The sequence below is a fragment of the Aequorivita echinoideorum genome (assembly GCF_018476645.1).
GTDB classification, from domain to species: Bacteria; Bacteroidota; Bacteroidia; order Flavobacteriales; family Flavobacteriaceae; genus Aequorivita; species Aequorivita echinoideorum.
The window spans coordinates 130,049-150,263 of sequence record NZ_JAHCTB010000005.1 but is presented as its reverse complement, the minus strand read 5'-3'; the positions used below and the strand labels follow the sequence as shown (position 1 = coordinate 150,263).

The following is a 20,215-nucleotide window of genomic DNA, read 5'->3' as shown; positions in this document are numbered from 1 at the left end:
AAAATAACAGTAATTTTTTTGTTTACCTATTGTATTTGCTACCTTTGTTATCGAAGCAAAAACGAGAGATTGCCATGCCAGAAACCATTCTTGGAGATAAGGAATTTGAAGATATTCCGTCAATAAAAAGTAAAGCGCTACGCATTAACTTGAACGAAAATATTTATGGCACGTTTGCCGAAATTGGAGCCGGTCAAGAAACAGTGCGTAATTTTTTTAGGGCTGGCGGCGCTTCGGGAACCATAGCCAAAACCATGTCTGCATACGATAAGGATTTTAGTGATGCCATCTACGGTATTGAGGAAGACGGCAGATATGTAACTGAGGCGCGACTCATAAAAATGCTTTCCCACGAAATCAATTTAATTGAAGAGCGTATCATCCGCGAGAAACACCCCAATAAATTGTTTTTCGCTTATGCAAATACCGTAGCCACTATTGATTTTGCGAAGCAGTATAAAGGCCACGGATGGTTGGGAATCAGATATCAAGTAGACCCAAAAGAAGCCTATAACGAAATTACACTACACGTACGTTTTCACGAAAATGACGCCCAGCTTCAACAGATTACATTGGGGATTCTTGGTGTAAATCTTATCTACGGTGCCTATTATAAATACGATACTCCTCGAAAATTATTACGATATCTATACGATCACATCGATAAAGATAAAATTGAAATAGATACTATAAATTTTTCTGGCCCACGATTTCAAGATGTTGATAATAGGTTGATGAGCTTGCAGCTTATCAAGAATGGCATGACAGATGCCGTCATGTTTGGTCCAGATGGACATAACATTTTACCGGCCAGGATTCTTTATAAGAAAAATATTCTTGCGCTCCGCGGAAGTTTTAGACCCGTTACCAAGGTAAATATTGATATGTTTGAGCGTAGCTATGAAATGTTTTTAAATGAAAGCAGGGTTGAAGAAGAAAGAACCGAAGTGATTTTTGAAATTACGCTCTCCAACTTACGGGCAGAGGGAGAAATTGATGAGGAAGATTTTATGGACCGGGCAAAATTGCTTTGTTCCTTGGGACATACGGTTATGATATCCAATTTTCAGGAATACTATAAACTCGTTGAATATTTTTCGCGCTACACAAAAATGCGAATTGGATTGGCCATGGGCGTCAATAATCTGGTGGATGTTTTTGATGAAAAATATTACCGTCATTTAAGTGGCGGAATCTTGGAAGCTTTCGGAAAATTATTCTTCAAAGATTTGAAGGTATATTTATACCCCATGAAAGATCCGGAAACGGGCGAATACACGAATAGCGAAAATTTGAAAGTTCACCCACGTATGAAAGAACTTTATAAATTCTTCAAATATAACGGCAAAGTTGAGGATATTAAAAACTACAACCCTGACATTATGGAAATTTTCTCACGGGAAGTGCTTTCAAAAATTGAAAACGGCGAAGAAGGTTGGGAAACGATGTTGCCTCCCGGTGTTGCAGAAATTATTAAAGCGAAAAGATTATTCAACTACAAACCCGCAAAGGAAAAAATTGATAGTTAGTCCAAAATCTGGGCAGCGTGATCCTTCGTTTTTACTTTATCAATAACTTTTGTTATAATTCCTTTCTCATCAATTACGAATGTAATTCGGTGAATTCCATCGTATTCTTTACCCATAAATTTTTTCGGCCCCCAAACACCAAAACCATTGATAACTTCCTTGTTTTCATCTGCTAACAACGGAAATGGAAAATCATATTTTTCTTGAAAATTCTTTTGTTTTTTTTGTGAATCTGCACTTACTCCGAGTAAATTATAACCTTGCTCTTGTAATTCATTGTAATTGTCCCTTAAGTTGCAGGCTTCCGCTGTACAGCCGGGAGTATTTGCTTTGGGATAGAAAAAAACAACCCATTTTTTATTTTTAAAATCCGTTGAGGAAACCATATCACCATTTTGATCAGCGACTTTGAATTGTGGAGCATTATCCCCTACTTTCAATGTTTTCATAATAGTTACTTTTGCAATAAAATTAATTAAAATGACGAAGCAAGAAAAGGTAGATTTTGTTATTGATACGTTAAATGAAATTTATCCTACGGTCCCAATACCATTAGAACATAAAGATCCATACACATTATTGATAGCCGTACTTTTATCAGCCCAAAGCACCGATGTACGTGTAAATCAAATCACACCCATTCTTTTTGAAATTGCGGATAACCCGTACGACATGGTTAAACTTTCAGTTGAAGAAATAAGGGAAATTATAAAACCAGTAGGACTTTCTCCTATGAAATCAAAAGGGATTCACGGGCTTTCGGAAATTCTTATAAAAAAATATAACGGCTTCGTTCCCTCAGATTTTCAAGCTTTGGAATCACTTCCCGCTGTGGGACACAAAACTGCGAGCGTTGTTATGAGCCAAGCTTTTAATGTACCTGCATTTCCAGTAGATACGCACATTCATAGATTGATGTGGCGATGGGGGTTTACCAATGGTAAAAATGCGGTGCAAACCGAAAAGGATGCCAAAAGATTATTTCCGGAAGATTGCTGGAACAAATTGCACCTTCAAATAATTTGGTACGGAAGGCACTACTCCCCAGCCCGCGGCTGGAACCTCGATAATGATATTATCACAAAAACAATTGGCCGAAAATCGGTTATCAAAGAATATTATAAGACAAAGAAATAGCAATTTCTGACTTCAGAAAAGAAAAAAAACCCCGAAAAGCTAATTCCAGGGTTTTTCCAAAGTTTAGTTTAGAAGTGCTTCAAACTTCAATTTATGGTAATCTATAACACTTAAAGCCGCTGAATAATCCAGAAGAAATTTTATAGTTTCTTCTTTTGGAGCCATATTTTTATTCACGTCGTCCACCCGTGAGGTTTTAGAGTACATTTTTTGCATAGATCGTTGTTTTAAGGTGATTATTTTTTAATAACGATGCAAAAAAATGTTTATTGTATCAATTTGTCAATATAATATTATGTTTCTCAATTACTTTGCGCAAGTTGATTAACGCATACCGCATCCTTCCCAGTGCGGTGTTGATGCTAACACCTGTTTGTTCGCTTATTTCTTTGAAGCTCATATCTTTATAAATCCTCATAATAAGCACTTCTTTTTGGTCTTCAGGCAATTCCTGAATCAACCTACGCACATCATCTTCTACTTGACCTTTGATGATTTGTTTTTCAATATTCAAAGAGCTATCGCTCAAAACCGAAAATATATTGAAATCATCATTGTTTTCAAATTTGGGCATTCTATTATTTTTTCTGAAATAATCAATTACCAGATTGTGCGCTATACGCATCACCCAAGGTAAAAATTTTCCCTCTTCGTTGTAGGCACCACGCTTTAAAGTTCGGATAACCTTAATGAACGTGTCCTGGAAAATATCCTCGGCGACGTCTCTGTCAAAAACTTTGGAATAAATAAAACTGTAGATTCTTTGTTTGTGTCGAGTTATCAACTCAGAAAGTGCAGATTCATTACCATTCATATAGGCGCTTACCAACAGCGCATCAGAGCTTGTGCTTTGCTTCATATCAATACCTTTTTTTAATAAATAAACAACTATGTTTTTGGTTGCTTAGTAAAATGTTTATTTCTTAAAAGTAATGATATGCTATAGGCAATAATTTTTAGATTCTGCGTTAAGAGCCGTAAATATAAAAAGAAAGATTTCACAAAACCAAACAAAAGGTTAAAATTTTCAGAAATTAATTATAATCTCTACAACTGTGAATAGCTGAAATCGTTATAGTATCTTTGCGAAAAAGCTTAAAAAGAAAGAGAAACAAGTGGATATAACAACGTTAGACACCAAGAAAAATATCCTGATTCAGGGCGCAAAACTTCACAATTTAAAGAATATTTCAGTAGCCATTCCACGGAATAAACTTGTTGTAATTACGGGACTTTCGGGCAGTGGCAAATCTAGTTTGGCATTTGATACGCTCTATGCCGAGGGGCAAAGACGTTATGTTGAAAGCCTTTCCAGCTATGCGCGACAATTTTTGGGAAGGCTAGATAAGCCTAAGGTTGATTCTATAAAAGGTATTGCCCCAGCCATCGCAATTGAACAAAAAGTAAATGCCACAAATCCACGGTCAACAGTAGGTACATCTACTGAAATTTATGATTATTTAAAGCTGCTGTACACAAGAATTGGCAAAACAATATCTCCTGTTTCTGGAAAGGAGGTTAAAAAGGATACAACAACCGACGTTATCAATTTTGTAAAAGAATTTGATGAAGGCGAAAAACTACTACTCCTCGCTCCAATCCATTTAGAAGAAGGGCGCACGATGCAGAATAAAATCCAAGCCTTGGCACAGCAAGGTTTTTCAAGGGTGAAAATTGCTGATGAAGTTGTCAGGATTGATGAATTAAAAGGAAAATCATTTCCGAAGAAAATAGATTTGGTTATCGATAGAATTATAACCAAAGATGAGGATGATTTTTATAACAGGCTTGCAGATGCAGTAGAAATGGCATTTTTTGAAGGAAAGGGCGAACTGTACATAGAAGCACTTTCTTCCAAAAAAATCACAGAATTCAACAACCGTTTTGAAGCAGATGGAATTGTTTTTATGGAACCGAACGTCCACTTATTCAGCTTTAACAATCCATACGGCGCTTGCCCCGTTTGTGAGGGATATGGTGATGTTATTGGTATTGATGAAGATTTGGTAGTTCCCAATACCGCCCTTTCCGTCTATGATAATGCTATTTTTCCGTGGCGCGGTGAAAGCATGGGATGGTATCGTGACCAACTGGTTAACAACGCCTATAAATTTGATTTCCCCATCCATAAACCGTGGTTTCAATTGACCGATGCGCAAAAACAATTGGTTTGGGACGGGAACAAACATTTTGAAGGCCTTAATTCATTTTTTTCGTTTTTAGAATCAAAAAGTTATAAAATCCAGAATAGAGTAATGCTTTCCCGCTATCGCGGAAAGACAAGATGCTCCGTCTGCAAGGGAAAACGCCTTCGCCCAGAAGCAGGTTACGTGAAAATCAATGGAAAGGCTATTCAGGAATTGGTAGAATTGCCGCTGAACAAAGCTGCAGATTTCTTCAAAGATTTAAAACTTTCCGAATACGACGAGAATGTTTCGAAAAGACTTCTCTTGGAAATTAATAACCGACTGAAATTTTTGATGGATGTTGGCCTTTCATATTTAACGCTCAACAGAAAATCCAATACGCTTTCAGGAGGTGAATCGCAACGGATAAATTTAGCAACTTCATTAGGTAGTAGTCTCGTCGGTTCTATGTATATACTTGATGAACCTAGTATTGGACTGCATCCCAAAGATACGGATCGTTTAATTGGCGTGCTTAAATCATTACGGGATTTGGGAAATACCGTAATTGTTGTAGAACATGATGAGGATATCATGAAAGCTGCGGATGAAATAATTGACATTGGACCACAGGCTGGAACATACGGAGGTGAAGTGGTTGCAACCGGAAGTTATGCTGAAATTTTAAAATCAAATTCGCTCACTGCCCAGTATCTGAACGGAAAGTTGGAAATTGAAGTACCCAAAAAACGCAGAAATAGCAAAAATTTCATTGAAATAACTGGCGCCCGACATAATAATTTAAAAAATATAGACGCTTCATTTCCTCTTGGCGCATTTACTGCCGTTACAGGTGTCTCCGGAAGTGGGAAAAGTACGCTAGTCAAAAAAATTCTCTATCCGGCGATGCTTCGGGAAATTGGAGGTTATGGCGAGAAACCGGGACAATTCAGTGAAATAAAAGGAAATTTCAAGGAAATAAAGAGTGTAGAATATATAGACCAAAACCCGATAGGTCGTTCCAGCCGCTCAAATCCCGTTACATACATTAAAGCCTATGATGATATCAGAAATTTATACGCTTCACAAAAGCTATCGGATATCCGCGGTTATAAGGCAAAACATTTTTCGTTCAATGTAGATGGCGGCCGTTGTGAAACCTGTAAAGGTGAAGGTGAAGTTACCATTGAAATGCAATTTATGGCTGATGTTCATCTGGAATGTGAAACGTGTCACGGTAAACGTTTCAAAAAGGAAGTTTTGGAAGTTACTTTCCAAGATAAAAATATAGATGATATTTTGACAATGACGGTTGATGATGCCGTATCATTTTTTGGCGAACACAATGAAACAAAAATCGTGAACAAGCTTCAACCCTTGCAGGATGTAGGTTTAGGCTACGTGCAGTTGGGCCAAAGTTCTTCCACACTGTCCGGAGGGGAGGCGCAGCGAATTAAGCTTGCTTCATTTTTGGTGAAAGGAAATTCAAAAGATAAAGCTCTATTTATTTTTGATGAGCCTACTACAGGTCTTCATTTTCATGACATCAGAAAACTACTGGCTTCATTTTATGCGTTATTGGAAAACGGGCATACCTTAATCGTGGTGGAACATAATTTAGATTTAATTAAATGTGCAGATTATATAATAGATCTAGGACAGGAAGGTGGTGAAAACGGCGGTGAAATAATTTCTCAAGGTACTCCCGAAGAAGTATTAAAGAACAAGCAATCATTTACCGCGGAATATTTGAAGGAGAAAATTTAGTATATTTAATATCATATCATAAACATTTCATTATGAAAAAATTACTACTTGTTTTTTCTTTGCTTTCTTTCAGCAATTCTTTTTCACAAACTTATCTTCCCATGCTCGAACTTGGGAATGTCTGGAATACTGTAACCTATAATTATCCTGATCCAGTTTCAATAAGCAATCAAACTTATGAGATTACCGGACAACAAACAATAGGAAGCTTTACTTACTACACTGTAGATTTTTCCATTTTTAACTGGTTATTAAGAGAGGATAATGGCAAAGTATATTGTTATAATGATAGTGAAGGTATTGATGAATTACTATTTGATTTTACTTTAGAAGTTGGAGATGAAATTTTCCTTGACTCTAGTAATCAAGCATACTGTTATACAATTGGCGGCGTCTATATTGATGGCGAACCAATTACCGTTTCAAGCACAAGCATACAATTTATTGCAGGAACAAATAGAAAGGTTATTGAATTTCAATATCAGGGTACTCAAGTAGAAACCTGGATTGAAGGGATTGGTTCTTTAAATGGCATCTATCCTTATGCATTTACTAATTTTGATTCCGGTGCTTATTTATCCTGCTTTACAAATAATGGAAATACACATTACTTCAATGGATTTACATCGTGTGCTATTTTAGGTATGAATGACATCGAGATAGATAAAATTAAGCTTTATCCCAATCCCGTGAGTGCCAATGCCCTATTATCGATTCCAGCTCATATTGATATTCAAAATATTAAAATTTTTGATGTTTTTGGAAGGCTGGTTAAAGATGAAAGGGTTGATAACAAATCTATAAGCATTGATGGGTCAGTTTATAAGTCTGGTATCTATGTTTACCAATTATTCTCAAGAAGTAAATTAGTCAAAACAGATAAATTCGTTGTTTTGTAAAACGCAAAAACTTGGCACGATACTTGAAAATATATGGTCAATAAGACTTAATAGTTTTTTGGTTGGTTAGTTTTTAAAATCCGTTGAAATGGTAAAACATTTTCAGCGGATTTTTTATTTCATATAAATTAAAAATTCAAACAAAAAAAATTTATACTGATTAATTATCTAAATATCAGTTTATTATAATGGTTTTAAAATTTTGGCACGATGGTTGGTACTTACGATGTATAAATAACCAACTAGCAAAATTGAACCATTTAAATTTTGAACTTATGAAAAATCTAGCATTAATTTTCGGTATTCTTTTAATGGGAGTTTCAGCGAAAGCCGATACTTTTGAAAATGAAGAAACTTTGAGACGCAATTACGATGGAAATGCATACACCTTTATTGAAGGTAATGTTGAATTCTCTGTATTTCCGGATGGGCAATTTGACTTTGTATACGTGGGTCCACAAACCGGATCACAAGTAACCATTAGTACTCCTAATGTAAATGTAAGTTTTAATTCTGGTTACAATTACGAGGCATACGTTCAATATGATGATTACGGTGCGGTAATTCAAGTTGAGAATATTCCAATATACTATGATGCTTATGGGCGCATAACACAAGCCGGAAGTGTGGATATTCAGTATAACGACCGTAGAATTGTGCGTATAGGTGGATTGCACGTAGTCTATAATAATTTCGGATATTTCTCACATTGCACGGGGACAATTAATGTTTTTAATCCCTTTTATGTTTATCGTCCTTGGCATGTGTACTATGCACCGCCCATTTATGCGCACTGCATAGTTTACGATCGTCCATATAGAAGATATTACAATCCAATACGTTACAGCTATCACGATCATGTTATTTATTATAAAAACCGAAATCGAGTAGCCTATACTAATGGAAGAAGGGATTTCTATCGCCCTGGAAGTAGGGTTTACGATAAAAGCGGAAGATCTTCTATTAATAGAGACTACAACCCAAATAGAAGGAATACGATGATTGCTTCCAGGGACAATCGCAGCAATAATTCTGTGAGGGATAATTCAACTCCTGTGAGAAGCAACGCTGCAACTACAAGAAACGTAACTCGAAATAGCAGTACAAATAGTAAAGGCGCCGTAGTTAGAAGTAATAATTCCAATAACAGAAATATAAATCGAAATGTCACAGATACCAAAACTACACGAACTACAACGCGTGCAACTCAAAATACTACTCGTAAAGTAGCTAGTAATCCGGCAACTACGAGAAAAACAAACACGAGAAATTCCGTAAGCAGTAATTCAAGAAGTAAAACGGTAAGAAATTCTGGAGATACCGTTACAAGAAATACAAACTCGCGCGCTCCCCAACGTGAAACCGTACGTAGTAATTCTTCTAACAGAAATAAAAGTGCAAGTTCACAGCGAAATAGTGGAAATTCCTCTAGAGGAAATTCTTCTCGAGGAAGAGGTTAAAAATTTTGGTTGGTTGGTTGAACCTCTGCGAGGCCTCGTGCTGAGTGGAGGTTTTTTATTTCTGAATTAAACCAATTAAAGCTGAAGCCATTTTTGAAGTCAGTTCCCTCCTACTATATTTTTCAATATTTTTTGAATTGACTTCCAATTTATCTTCCTTATAGGAAGCATATAACTCCAGAATTTTTTCTTTCAGCCTATTTTTTTCCTGATAATTAAAATTGAAACCGGCATTAGTCTCTTCCAAAATTTGTGCGACATCCCAATTTTTGGGTCCAAATGCCAATATTGGTCGCTTCGCAGCTAAATATTCAAATAACTTTCCGGGTATAATGGCTCGCGTTTCCGGTCTGTCTATCTCCACCAAAAGTAGAATCTGTGATTTTTTCTGAAGTTGCAGTGCTTCGGAATGGGAGATATATCCTCTAAAAACGGCGTTTTCAAAAAGCCCAAATTTTTCCAGACTTTCAGCTATTTCATCGCTAACAGTCCCGGCAAAAATCAATTGTAAATCTTTTTTGAAATCATTTTTTTCCGAAGAAATTTCCGCTAAAACTTCCCATAAAATTTCAGCATTCCGTTCACTCAAAAGAGAACCAATGTGCGCAATCGAAAATTTGGAATCCAGTTTTTCATCGAATTTTTCATAACCATCAAAACCATTTGTTATGACTTCAATAGGTTTGCTCGTTATTGTTTCAAATTCTGCTTTGGTGGTGGGACTCGTTACTGTAATTAAATCAGCAGATTTTAAAACTTTAGCTTCCAATTCTTTATGCTTTTTTTCGGAAGAAATGTTTAAACGCAGCGATTTGTGATAATGGATGGTCGTCCACGGATCCCGAAAATCAGCTACCCACTTTAAATTCAGTTTTTGCTGAAGTTGTATGCCTATTAAATGAAGACTGTGCGGCGGACCCGTTGTAATTAAAACGTCAATGGGATTTTTTGCGATATATTCCGAAAGAAATTCAACTGAGGGCTTTACCCAACCCACACGTGCATCGGGAATGAAAAAATTTCCACGTACGTAAAGCATTAATTTTTCAAGCATCGAAGGATTTTTTTTCGAAATAATCCCGCTACTGATTTGCTTCGTTTTCTTTTTAGAAAAAAATTTCGCGAAGCGGTAAGGTTCTTTTATAGGTTGTTTAATTATTTCCACATCGGGAGGAATTTCATTTAAAAAATTCGCGTCAAGAAGAGGATAATTGGGATTTTCTGGAGCGTAAACAATGGGTTCAATACCGAATTCCCTAAAATACTTTACAAACTTTAACCAGCGCTGTACTCCCGGACCGCCGGCAGGTGGCCAATAATAAGTTACTATTAGCGCTCGCTTCATCTATTCCGGGTTCTTTTCTTTTTTGTATGAGAAATAGATTCCGCTCAGCAATATCAAAACAAATAATAGCGTACTGACCAAAGAAATAGTACTCCCGGTTTGAATGACCTCGGGCTCAAATTTAAATTCAATTTTATTATTTCCCGGCGGAATAACCATGGCACGTAACACATAATTCGCTCTAAAATAATCAGCAGGTTTTCCGTTTATATAAGCATTCCAGCCCTTTGGATAGTAGACTTCAGAAAAAACGGCAAGTTGATCTGTTTTTGTTGCGGCTTCATAAGTTAAATGGTTCGGTTTGTAATTGACCAATTCAATTGTTGCAGTGCTATCCCTTTCAATATTTTTATTCGGAATTCTGTCTAAAAAATTCCTATTTATAACGGCCGTTTGTTTGGTATTCAAACTATCCAATCGTTTTATTTCCTCATCAGCATTTTCAGCCGGAAGCACGTTTTCTACAAACCAAGCATCTCCATTGGCGTATGGATTTCGCTGGGCCACCGTCCCGCCATTTTTTGCTTGGGTTATGATATAGCGAACATTCATCATATTCAAAATACCAATGTCGCCCTTGCTGATATAGAAATCAAATAAATCTGCCATCCGCCCGGGTTTGGCAGCGTGATAGCCACCTAAAGCCTTATGGTAAAAACTGGCACGACCGCTGTTGAAAGCATTTACCGTGGCATCGTAAACACGATAGTGTCCATCGTCCTCAAGGATTTGAATATCAGCCCCATTCTGTGGAAATGGATCGTCCATTACCCTTGCCTGCACAAAGTTTTCGTCGTTTACATAACGTCTATCAACACCAACCAAATCAACCAAAATCAAAATGGAAAGTGCAATTATTGCAAAGGATTGTTTTATTTTTCCTTTCAGAAAAAACCATAAAACTGACGCAGTGAGTAATACGAAAATTAATGAACGAATAGCATCTGATGTGAACAGCGACATCCTATCCTCACGAATGGCTTCCACAACGGGAAGTCCTAATTGCTCGCGGAAAAAACTGTCGTACGGACTCGCAAATTCAAAAGCAGATTTGAAAACCAACAATAAAATTGAAATTCCGCCAACAATTGCTGTTGTAAAAAGTAATGACTTTTTTCGTTCTTCTTCTCTTTCAAACTGATTAAAAAACTGATGCAGGCCGACAACTGCTAGGACGGGCAAGACTAGTTCAATAATTACTTGAATGGAAGACACTGCACGGAATTTATTGTAAAGTGGAAAATATTCAACAAAAAATTGGGTGAGCGGTTCAAAATTCCGACCCCAAGAAAGCAACAAACTCAATACCGCTGCAGATACTGCCCACCATTTCAACCTTCCCCTTATTAAAAAAAGTGCCAAGACAGCCAAGAAAATTATAATTGCCCCTATATAGGCGGGAGCCGCGACTATGGTTTGGTCGCCCCAATACATAGGTACTTGGCTTAATACTTGGTTTGCTTCTTCCATAGAAGCACCCATTCGCATCAATTCCTGTGCAGTCTGGGAGTCATCCGGCAAGGCTTCGTTAGAACTTCCGCCCATAAATCTGGGAATAAAAAGATTGAGACTTTCAAGCTTTCCGTAGCTATATTCGGTTATGTAGTCGTAATCAAGACCGGATTTATTATCTTTTGGCGTGCCGTCTGCGTTGATGGTAAGCTCCGTTCTTCCACGGGTTGATGTATCTGCATATTCCTTAGTTGCCAGAATATTTGTTGCATTGAGACCTACGGCTATCAACACGCCACCGGCCATTATTGCAACCGATTTAAAATAATGAGGCAACATTTTCTTTATGATGGCATCAATTAAATAAACAATTCCTATAATCAAAACCAATAACATCAAATAGTACGTCATTTGGAAGTGATTGGCAACCAATTCCAAAGCCATGGAAACCGTGAGCAATAGAAATCCCCAAATGTATTGTCGTTTGAAGGTGAGAAATATTCCGCTTAAAACCAATGGCATATATGCTATGGCGTGGGCTTTTGCATTATGCCCAACTCCCAGAATTATGATTAAATAGGTGGAAAAACCAAAAGCCAAAGCACCCAAAAATGCAAGTTTGTAATCTACTTTCAGAACAAGAAAAAGAATATACATTCCCACAAAATATAGAAAAAGGTAATCTGCCGGGCGCGGCAAAAATCGAATGGCGAGATCGAGCTGTTTTATATAATTATGGGGATATTTCGCACCCAGCTGGTAGGTGGGCATTCCGCCAAATGCTGCGTCCGTCCAATAGGTTTCTTCGCCAGTATTTTTACGAAAATCGTTTTGTTGTTTTGCCATTCCGGTGTACTGGACGATATCACTCTGGAAAATCTTTTTGCCCTGTAAAACCGGACTAAAATAAGCTAAAGCCGCAATGGTGAAGAGTATTAAAACAAGTACGTGGGGAAAGATTTTTTTGAAATTGGCCTGCATAAATGTCCATCTAAATTATGAAGTGGGGAAATTAACAAAAATTACTTAGAATATCTTTGATAGCTCACTAAAGCGGAAAGAGTTTTTCAAAAGGAAAGAAAATTAATAATATCAGAAAAAAGAGAATAATTACTATTCGCCTTAGAATTAACGACAAAATGAAGAAACAAACTAGAAACTATATTATTCTACTTCTTCAAAATCAACATATTCACCAACATTTTGATTGGACCTTTTGTTTACGGATGGCATCTTATCAATAGTTATATTACCTTCTTTTTGAGATTTTTGTTCTTGGAAAGGATTGTTGCCGAATGCCTTTTCAAATTGTTGTCCCGCTTTTTTAGAAATATATTTCATTAAATATGGTGTGGCTAGCCTAATCAAGAATTTCAGGCCAAAATACACCAAGAGAATTATTAAAATGGTTTTGAGAAATGTAATCATAATTCAGAAAAATCTTTCCAAAAATAAGTATTGACGCACAAAAACACGAAAGTGTTCTATTAAATAAATGATAAAAATCTTATATCTTTGGGCTAAACCCAGAATCCATGCGCACCAAGCCAATTCTCCTTTTATTAGCACTATTTTTTCCACTGCTGCACGCGGCAGCTCAATATACAGATATGATTAATACAAACCGTCCGGGAGGTTCGCAAGGAGCTTTTTCGGTGGGCAACAATGTGCTTCAAGTGGAAACTGGTTTTAGCTATGGAAAGGAAAAGCACAACCTGCTGGAAACCGAAACTAGCGCTTACGCAATTGATTACTCCGTGCGCTATGGTTTTTGGAAAGAACAATTGGAGGTAAGCATTATGGGCGAATTTCAGGGAAGTACGATTACTGACAATCGCGCCGCAGTACCTTTTGACTACAAGCTATCAAATTTTAGAAGCAATACCGTGGGCGCTAAATATTTGTTTTATGATCCTTACAGAAAAAGAGATTTGGAAGGCCCGAATCTTTATAGCTGGAAAGCGAATAATAGGATTCAATGGGAAGATTTGATTCCCGCGCTGTCCCTTTACGCTGGGGCCAACTTTGATTTTGCGGATAATCCCTACACCCCTGAAGCCGAAAGTTCGGTAAGCCCGAAGCTGGTACTATCCACACAAAACAATTTTGTAGGCGGTTTCGTTCTGGTTACAAATATTATTGCCGATAGGATTTCAACAGAATTTCCTACTTACGGGTACATAATAACGCTTACGCACGCTACCAACGATTATTTTTCGGTATTCCTTGAAAACCAAGGATTTAAAAGTGATTTTTATAGCGATCAATTACTGCGCGGCGGTGCTGCGGCACTCATAAATGAAGATTTACAGGTCGATCTTTCCCTTACCGTGAATTTTAAGGATACACCATCTAGATTTTACGCACGGGCAGGTGTTGCCTATCGCTTCGATATGCACAACAAAGATGAATATTTGGAAGACGAAGCCAATAAAGAATCCAAGGAAGCGGATAAAAAACAAGAACGGCAAGACTCCCTCGAGCTTGAGGATGAGGGTGAGGGTGAATAAATAGTATTTTTAGCGTATGATTACAATTAAGGAAGCTACTTCAAAAAGTGATTTAAAAGCGTTTGTCACATTTCCATTTTCACTTTATAAAGACCATAAATATTGGGTTCCGCCCTTAATAAAAGATGAATTGGAAACCCTTGATAGGTCAAAAAATCCAGTATTCAAAAATGCGGATGCTTGGTATTATTTAGCGTATAAAAATGACAAGATTGTTGGCAGGATTGCCGTGATTTTGAATCATTTGGAAATAAATGAGCAACAAAAGAAAAAGATCCGTTTTGGCTGGCTGGATATGGTGGATGATATTGAAGTGACCAAAGCATTGCTGGAAAAAGCCTATCAAAAAGGGCGGGAACATAATTTAGAATACGCTGAAGGTCCAGTAGGTTTCAGCAATATGGAAAAAGCTGGTATTTTAACAATGGGCTACGAAGAAATGAATACAATGATTACGTGGTACCATCACCCCTACTATGCAAGCCATTTAGAACAATTGGGATATGAAAAACAAGCAACTTGGGTTGAGTACACTTTAAAAATTCCCGAAACTATTTTTGAAAAAGTCGCAAAATTTTCAAAAATAGTACGTGAGCGCTACAAACTTTCGGTGATTCGTTTTAAGGATAAAAAGGAAATTCTGCCTTACGTGGACGAGATGTTTGGTTTACTGAACAAAACGTATAACACGCTGCAAACCTTTGTCCCGATTCAGCAGTACCAAATTGATTATTACAAGAAGAAATATTTCAGTTTTATTCACCCAGATTACATTTGCTGTATAAAAGATGAAACAGGAAAACTGATTGCATTTTCCATTGTAATGCCCTCTTTTTCAAAAGCATTAAAAAAAGCAAATGGCAAGCTCTTCCCAATTGGCTGGAATTATATTCTCCAAGCCCAAAAAAAGAATGATACCGCAGCCTTTTATTTAATAGGAATTGATCCGGAATATCAAGGTAAGGGCGTTACCGCAATTATTTTTGAAGAAATGCAATATCTTTTTAATTCAAAAGGAATACATACCGTTGAAACAAATCCAGAATTAAAGGAAAACACTGCCGTACAATTGCTTTGGAAGGATTACAATCCCGTGCAACATAAAGAACGGAGTACGTTCAGAAAATCGATTTAATCAAAAAATCCACCCAAAAGGTGGATTTTTTGATTTATAAAGTTTTCAATTTTATATTTTTTCTCCCATTGCTTCAGCAACCGCTGCGGAAAGACGCTTATACGTTCCGTTTTCCAATCGTTCGCGGATTGATGAAAAAGCATCAAGGGTTTCCTCTATATCTTCCATGGTGTGCGATGCCGTAGGAATCATTCGCAATAAAATCAGCCCTTTAGGGATAACTGGATAAACCACAATGGAACAGAATATACCGTAATTCTCACGTAGATCCTTTACAAGTGCCATTGCTTCAGGAATACTTCCTTTTAAATAAACTGGAGTTACACAACTTTGAGTAGTACCAATATCGAAACCTCGTTTTTTCAATCCGTTTTGGAGTGCATTCACGTTTTCCCAAAGCTTATTTTTTAACTCAGGCATAGTCCTGAGCATATCCAAACGCTTCAAGGCTCCTTCCACTAAAACCATCTGCAGGGATTTTGCAAACATTTGTGAACGAAGATTGTATTTCAAATAATTCATGATTTCTTCATCACCAGCAATAAATGCCCCTGTGCTCGCCATTGATTTTGCGAAAGTGGCAAAGTAAACATCTATACCGTCCTGTACGCCCTGCTCCTCACCTGCTCCCGCTCCAGTTTTTCCAAGGGTCCCAAAACCGTGCGCATCATCAACAAAAAAGCGGAAATTATATTTTTTCTTAAGCTCGATAATTTCTTTCAATTTTCCCTGCTCGCCGCGCATCCCGAATACGCCTTCAGATATAAGAAGAATACCACCGCCGGTTTTTTCTGCAACTTTTTCGGCACGCTTTAAATTCTTCTCGATGCTTTCCATATCGTTATGCTTGTAGGTAAAACGCTGTCCCAAATGAAGACGGACCCCATCAATAATACAAGCATGCGCATCAACATCATAAACAATTACATCGTCCTTGGAAACCAAGGCATCAATGGTTGAGACCATCCCTTGGTAGCCAAAATTCAACAAATAGGCGGCTTCCTTATTTACAAATGCGGCAAGCTCACGCTGCAATTGCTCATGCAAGTCTGTATGCCCGCTCATCATCCTAGCGCCCATCGGGTATGCCGAGCCATATTTTGCAGCGGCCTCGGCATCTACTTTCCTAACTTCTGGGTGATTGGCGAGACCCAAATAATCATTGATGCTCCAAGTGATTACTTCTTTCCCCTTAAATTTCATTCGGTTTGAAATAGGCCCTTCCAGTTTTGGAAAAACAAAGTAACCTTCCGCCTGTTCGGCCCATTTTCCTAAGGGGCCTTTATCTTTATAGATTTTATCGAATAAATCTTTCATCAATAATGGGTTGTTAAAATAGTTCGGCAAAATTAAATAAATAAATCAGCATAACAAGAATTAACAAATGATTTTAGAAAGAGCTTCCAAACGGAATTTATCATAAAACAAAAAGACCGATTAAATCTATTAATCGGTCCTTGAAATTATTTTAAATAGTATTATTTTTTCTATTTGATGAATTCAATTTTGTGTATTTCAGCAGTTTCAGAATCGAAGAAACCTTGTTGGTTCATCCAGTTATCGTTATATATTTTGCTCATATACCTAGAACCGTGGTCAGGAAATATTACCACAATGTTACTGGTTTCATTAAATTCGCCATCTTCTTCAAGTTGTTTTAGGCCTTGCATCGCCGCGCCGCTAGTGTAACCCACAAAAAGCCCTTCGGTTTTGGCTAGTTCGCGCGCTGTGTGCGCACTACTTTCATCCGTCACTTTTTCGAATTTATCAATAATGTTGAAATCTGTTGCGGTAGGAATCAAGTTTTTACCCAAACCTTCAATTCGGTATGGATAGATTTCATTTGCATCAAATTCTTTGGTTTGATGATATTTTTGAAGTACCGAGCCATAAGCATCAATACCAATAATTTTAATATTCGGATTTTTTTCTTTCAGAAATCTCGCCGTACCGGAAATTGTTCCGCCCGTTCCACTGCAAGCAACCAAATGTGTGATTTTTCCCGCCGTTTGTTCCCAAATTTCAGGGCCTGTGGTTTGATAATGGGCGTCTATGTTCAACTCATTGAAATATTGGTTTATGTATACCGAGCCTTTAATTTCATTGTGAAGCCTTTTTGCCACTTCGTAATAGGAACGTGGATCATCAGCACTAACGTGGGCTGGACAGACATATACCTTGGCCCCCATTGTTTTCAGCATATCAATTTTATCTGCTGAAGATTTTGAACTCACGGCTAGAATGCACTCATACCCTTTTATAATACTTACCATAGCAATACTAAAACCAGTGTTGCCACTAGTGGTTTCAATGATAGTATCTCCCGGTTTAAGAATACCTCTTTTTTCAGCCTGTTCTATAATGTAAAGTGCGATGCGGTCCTTGGTGGAGTGTCCTGGATTGAACGCTTCAACTTTTGCGAAATAATTACCTTTCATCTTTGAGGTAATCTTGTTAAGCTTTATTAACGGTGTGTTGCCTATAAGCGACAATACATTATCATGAGCTTTTATTTCATCTTTCATAAAAAGGAAGTTCGTTACAAAAAATATTCAGCAAAGCTGAAATTTTAAACCATACAAAGGTAAGGAAATATTTTAATTAGTTCTTAATTCTTTCTAAATGCAGCAAAAAGGCATAGTCCATAGCAACTTCCTTTAATGCCTCAAACCTACCGGAAGCCCCACCGTGTCCAGCATCCATATTTGTATGAAGCAACAACATATTGTCATTTGTCTTTAATTCCCTCATTTTCGCCACCCATTTTGCAGGTTCCCAATATTGAACTTGGCTGTCGTGCAGGCCTGTTGTAACAAGCATATTGGGATAATTTTTTGCTTCCACATTATCGTATGGAGAATAACTCTTCATATAATTATAATATTCAGGGTCATTGGGATTTCCCCATTCGTCATATTCACCAGTAGTCAATGGTATGGAATCGTCCAGCATTGTGGTTACCACATCAACAAAGGGTACGGAAGCAATAATTCCATTGTACAGTTCCGGAGCCATATTTGCAATGGCACCCATCAACAGCCCGCCCGCAGATCCTCCCGAGGCATATAAATGCTCTGGAGATGTGTAGCCTTCAGCAATCAAATGTTTTGAGGCATCTATAAAATCCGTAAACGTATTTTTCTTTTTTAATAATTTTCCATCCTCATACCATTGTCTACCTAAATATTCGCCACCGCGAACGTGGGCAATTGCGAAGATAAATCCGCGATCAAGCAAACTCAAGCGAACACTTGAAAAATAGGGATCAATGGTTGAACCGTATGAGCCATATCCATAAATAAGCAGCGGGTTACTGCCGTCTTTTTGGATACCTTTCTTATAGATTATAGACATTGGAATTTTGGTGCCGTCTGCCGCAGTTGCCCAAAGACGTTCGGTTTCATAGTTATTTTTATCGAATTTTCCACCTAATACTTCAGTCTCCTTTAAAACCGTTTTTTCTTTGGTTTCCATATTGAAATCAATTACCGAAGCGGGTGTATTCAGCGAATTGTAGCCATACCGAAGGATTTTGGTATCAAATTCAGGATTTTGGGTGGTGAATGCTGTATAAGTTTCATTATCAAAAGGAAGGTAGTAGTCAACATTGCCCTTCCATTTTTTTATTCGTATTTGCGTAAGGCCATTCCTGCGCTCGCTTATGACCAAATAATCCTTGAAAATGTCAATATCTTCCAAAAGCACATCGGTGCGGTGCGGAATCATATCTACCCAATTTTCCTTCAAGGTTTTTTCTTCTGAAGTTTTCATCAATTTGAAATTGAGGGCTTTATCCTTATTGGTAAGCACATACCAATTGTCACCATAGTGCGAGATACTATATTCCAGACCACGTTCCCGCGGCTGGAAAACTTTGAATTCCTTCAAAGGGGTATCGGCATTTAAAATTCGATACTCAGAAGTGAGCGTACTGTAAGAACCGATTACGATGTATTTTTTTGACTTCGTTTTGTAAACGTATGTGCCAAAAGTTTCATCCTTTTCAGTGTAAACAAGCTCATCGGTTATTGGGTCCGTGCCTAGCGTGTGGCGATAAATACGATCTGCGCGCAGCGTCTTTTCATCTTTTCGCGTGTAAAAAAGTGTTTTGTTATCGCTTCCCCAGGTTGCGCTGCCCGTTGTCAACGGGATTCTTTCGGCATAAATTTCACCTGTTTTTAGGTTTTTAATATATATATCATATTTTCTTCGGCTCAAGGTATCCACACCAAAAGAAACCAAATTATTATCCTCGGAAACATTGAGCCCCGTTAGATTATAGTATGAATGCCCCTTTGCCATTTCATTCACATCAAATAGAATTTCTTCCTTTGCTGAAAGCGAGCCTTTTTTTCGAGTGTAAATTGGGTAATCCTTTCCGGTTTCGTATCGCGTTATGTAGTAATATCCGTTCAGTTTATAGGGAACAGATTCATCATCCTCCTTTATCCGCGCCTTCATTTCTTCAAATAGATCTTGCTTAAATTGCTTCGTGTCCGCCGTCATTTGCTCGTAATACGCATTTTCCGCATTCAAATAATCAATAACCTCGCTATCTTCTGGGTTGTTCAGCCAATAATAATTATCGGCACGCATATCACCATGCTTTTCAAGGTTTTTCAAAAGTTTTTTTGCTTTGGGTGGCGTGATTTTCATAGTAGTTTTTGAAATTTCCTGGGCTTGTATTGATACGGCAAAAATAAGGGAAGCAATTGAAAACAAGGTGTAATTTTTCATCTATAGAATGTTATAATGATTCACGGATCAAAAAGCATAATGATTATTTATTCAAAATATTGCCAAGATTGAATCCGATAGCTTGATTAGTAGCCGTGCAAATTAGTAAATTTGCACC

General features: G+C 37.4%; 16 protein-coding genes. 7 read left to right on the top strand and 9 right to left on the bottom strand.

The window, feature by feature from the left end; translation table 11 throughout:
• The first annotated feature begins 74 nt into the window (after positions 1 to 74).
• Positions 75 to 1,529 (top strand): TonB-dependent receptor, encoded by a 1,455-nt coding sequence (locus KIV10_RS12130; protein ID WP_214114109.1) that lies wholly within the window; start codon positions 75 to 77, stop codon positions 1,527 to 1,529.
• Here KIV10_RS12130 and bcp read toward each other — a convergent pair.
• Positions 1,526 to 1,978 (bottom strand): thioredoxin-dependent thiol peroxidase, encoded by a 453-nt coding sequence (gene bcp, locus KIV10_RS12125; protein ID WP_214114107.1) that lies wholly within the window; start codon positions 1,976 to 1,978, stop codon positions 1,526 to 1,528. The genes KIV10_RS12130 and bcp overlap by 4 nt on opposite strands.
• A gap of 31 nt (positions 1,979 to 2,009) precedes the next feature.
• On the opposite strand from bcp, the gene KIV10_RS12120 reads away from it, so the two are divergent.
• Positions 2,010 to 2,666, top strand: coding sequence for an endonuclease III domain-containing protein (locus KIV10_RS12120; protein WP_214114105.1), 657 nt, complete (start codon positions 2,010 to 2,012; stop codon positions 2,664 to 2,666).
• Positions 2,667 to 2,729: 63 nt separating this feature from the next.
• On the opposite strand, the gene KIV10_RS12115 is transcribed toward KIV10_RS12120, so the two are convergent.
• Together KIV10_RS12115 and KIV10_RS12110 are read right to left on the bottom strand one after the other, a co-directional pair.
• On the bottom strand, positions 2,730 to 2,882 hold the full coding sequence (locus KIV10_RS12115; protein ID WP_214114103.1) for a hypothetical protein: 153 nt from the start codon (positions 2,880 to 2,882) through the stop codon (positions 2,730 to 2,732).
• Positions 2,883 to 2,940: 58 nt separating this feature from the next.
• Positions 2,941 to 3,525, bottom strand: a complete 585-nt coding sequence (locus KIV10_RS12110; RefSeq protein WP_214114101.1) for an RNA polymerase sigma factor — start codon at positions 3,523 to 3,525, stop codon at positions 2,941 to 2,943.
• A gap of 256 nt (positions 3,526 to 3,781) precedes the next feature.
• Between KIV10_RS12110 and uvrA the strand changes: the two genes are divergently transcribed.
• The 3 genes from uvrA (at position 3,782) to KIV10_RS12095 (ending at position 8,918) form a co-directional block, all read left to right on the top strand.
• Entirely contained in the window at positions 3,782 to 6,559 is a 2,778-nt protein-coding gene (uvrA, locus tag KIV10_RS12105) for an excinuclease ABC subunit UvrA (protein WP_214114100.1), read from the top strand.
• A 32-nt stretch (positions 6,560 to 6,591) separates the two neighbouring features.
• Positions 6,592 to 7,458 carry a T9SS type A sorting domain-containing protein gene (locus KIV10_RS12100; protein WP_214114099.1) on the top strand — a complete coding sequence of 289 codons (867 nt, stop codon included), beginning with the start codon at positions 6,592 to 6,594 and terminating at the stop codon, positions 7,456 to 7,458.
• A gap of 275 nt (positions 7,459 to 7,733) precedes the next feature.
• A complete protein-coding gene (locus KIV10_RS12095) occupies positions 7,734 to 8,918 on the top strand; it encodes a hypothetical protein (RefSeq protein ID WP_214114097.1) in 1,185 nt (394 codons plus the stop codon).
• A gap of 55 nt (positions 8,919 to 8,973) precedes the next feature.
• Here the strand turns inward: KIV10_RS12095 and KIV10_RS12090 are convergent, their stop codons facing one another.
• The 3 genes from KIV10_RS12090 to KIV10_RS12080 all read right to left on the bottom strand — a co-directional run bounded on the left by KIV10_RS12090 (position 8,974) and on the right by KIV10_RS12080 (position 13,143).
• On the bottom strand, positions 8,974 to 10,263 hold the full coding sequence (locus KIV10_RS12090; protein WP_214114096.1) for a glycosyltransferase family 4 protein: 1,290 nt from the start codon (positions 10,261 to 10,263) through the stop codon (positions 8,974 to 8,976).
• Positions 10,264 to 12,696 (bottom strand): YfhO family protein, encoded by a 2,433-nt coding sequence (locus KIV10_RS12085; RefSeq protein ID WP_214114091.1) that lies wholly within the window; start codon positions 12,694 to 12,696, stop codon positions 10,264 to 10,266.
• Between the two features lie 183 nt (positions 12,697 to 12,879).
• The gene (locus KIV10_RS12080) at positions 12,880 to 13,143 is read right to left on the bottom strand and encodes a DUF4834 family protein (RefSeq protein WP_246516294.1); all 264 of its coding nucleotides are present in this window, start codon (positions 13,141 to 13,143) and stop codon (positions 12,880 to 12,882) included.
• 182 nt (positions 13,144 to 13,325) lie between these two features.
• On the opposite strand from KIV10_RS12080, the gene KIV10_RS12075 reads away from it, so the two are divergent.
• Together KIV10_RS12075 and KIV10_RS12070 are read left to right on the top strand one after the other, a co-directional pair.
• Positions 13,326 to 14,225: a transporter gene (locus tag KIV10_RS12075; protein ID WP_246516293.1), complete on the top strand. Its 900-nt coding sequence runs from the start codon at positions 13,326 to 13,328 to the stop codon at positions 14,223 to 14,225.
• Positions 14,226 to 14,241: 16 nt separating this feature from the next.
• Entirely contained in the window at positions 14,242 to 15,360 is a 1,119-nt protein-coding gene (locus KIV10_RS12070) for a GNAT family N-acetyltransferase (protein ID WP_214114088.1), read from the top strand.
• A gap of 51 nt (positions 15,361 to 15,411) precedes the next feature.
• Here KIV10_RS12070 and KIV10_RS12065 read toward each other — a convergent pair whose 3' ends face one another.
• The 3 genes from KIV10_RS12065 to KIV10_RS12055 all read right to left on the bottom strand — a co-directional run bounded on the left by KIV10_RS12065 (position 15,412) and on the right by KIV10_RS12055 (position 20,097).
• On the bottom strand, positions 15,412 to 16,677 hold the full coding sequence (locus tag KIV10_RS12065) for an aminotransferase class I/II-fold pyridoxal phosphate-dependent enzyme (RefSeq protein WP_214114087.1): 1,266 nt from the start codon (positions 16,675 to 16,677) through the stop codon (positions 15,412 to 15,414).
• A gap of 170 nt (positions 16,678 to 16,847) precedes the next feature.
• Positions 16,848 to 17,885 carry a PLP-dependent cysteine synthase family protein gene (locus KIV10_RS12060; protein WP_214114085.1) on the bottom strand — a complete coding sequence of 346 codons (1,038 nt, stop codon included), beginning with the start codon at positions 17,883 to 17,885 and terminating at the stop codon, positions 16,848 to 16,850.
• Between the two features lie 76 nt (positions 17,886 to 17,961).
• Positions 17,962 to 20,097, bottom strand: a complete 2,136-nt coding sequence (locus KIV10_RS12055) for a S9 family peptidase (protein WP_214114083.1) — start codon at positions 20,095 to 20,097, stop codon at positions 17,962 to 17,964.
• Between the last annotated feature and the right edge of the window lie 118 nt (positions 20,098 to 20,215).

Coding starts and splice junctions, on each gene's coding strand:
- KIV10_RS12130 (WP_214114109.1), top strand. CDS start 75: ATGCCAGAAACCATTCTTGGAGATAAGGAATTTGAAGATATTCCGTCA.
- bcp (WP_214114107.1), bottom strand. CDS start 1,978: ATGAAAACATTGAAAGTAGGGGATAATGCTCCACAATTCAAAGTCGCT.
- KIV10_RS12070 (WP_214114088.1), top strand. CDS start 14,242: ATGATTACAATTAAGGAAGCTACTTCAAAAAGTGATTTAAAAGCGTTT.
- KIV10_RS12080 (WP_246516294.1), bottom strand. CDS start 13,143: ATGATTACATTTCTCAAAACCATTTTAATAATTCTCTTGGTGTATTTT.
- KIV10_RS12115 (WP_214114103.1), bottom strand. CDS start 2,882: ATGCAAAAAATGTACTCTAAAACCTCACGGGTGGACGACGTGAATAAA.
- KIV10_RS12060 (WP_214114085.1), bottom strand. CDS start 17,885: ATGAAAGATGAAATAAAAGCTCATGATAATGTATTGTCGCTTATAGGC.
- KIV10_RS12085 (WP_214114091.1), bottom strand. CDS start 12,696: ATGCAGGCCAATTTCAAAAAAATCTTTCCCCACGTACTTGTTTTAATA.
- KIV10_RS12110 (WP_214114101.1), bottom strand. CDS start 3,525: ATGAAGCAAAGCACAAGCTCTGATGCGCTGTTGGTAAGCGCCTATATG.
- KIV10_RS12090 (WP_214114096.1), bottom strand. CDS start 10,263: ATGAAGCGAGCGCTAATAGTAACTTATTATTGGCCACCTGCCGGCGGT.
- KIV10_RS12120 (WP_214114105.1), top strand. CDS start 2,010: ATGACGAAGCAAGAAAAGGTAGATTTTGTTATTGATACGTTAAATGAA.
- KIV10_RS12065 (WP_214114087.1), bottom strand. CDS start 16,677: ATGAAAGATTTATTCGATAAAATCTATAAAGATAAAGGCCCCTTAGGA.
- KIV10_RS12100 (WP_214114099.1), top strand. CDS start 6,592: ATGAAAAAATTACTACTTGTTTTTTCTTTGCTTTCTTTCAGCAATTCT.
- KIV10_RS12095 (WP_214114097.1), top strand. CDS start 7,734: ATGAAAAATCTAGCATTAATTTTCGGTATTCTTTTAATGGGAGTTTCA.
- KIV10_RS12075 (WP_246516293.1), top strand. CDS start 13,326: ATGATTAATACAAACCGTCCGGGAGGTTCGCAAGGAGCTTTTTCGGTG.
- KIV10_RS12055 (WP_214114083.1), bottom strand. CDS start 20,097: ATGAAAAATTACACCTTGTTTTCAATTGCTTCCCTTATTTTTGCCGTA.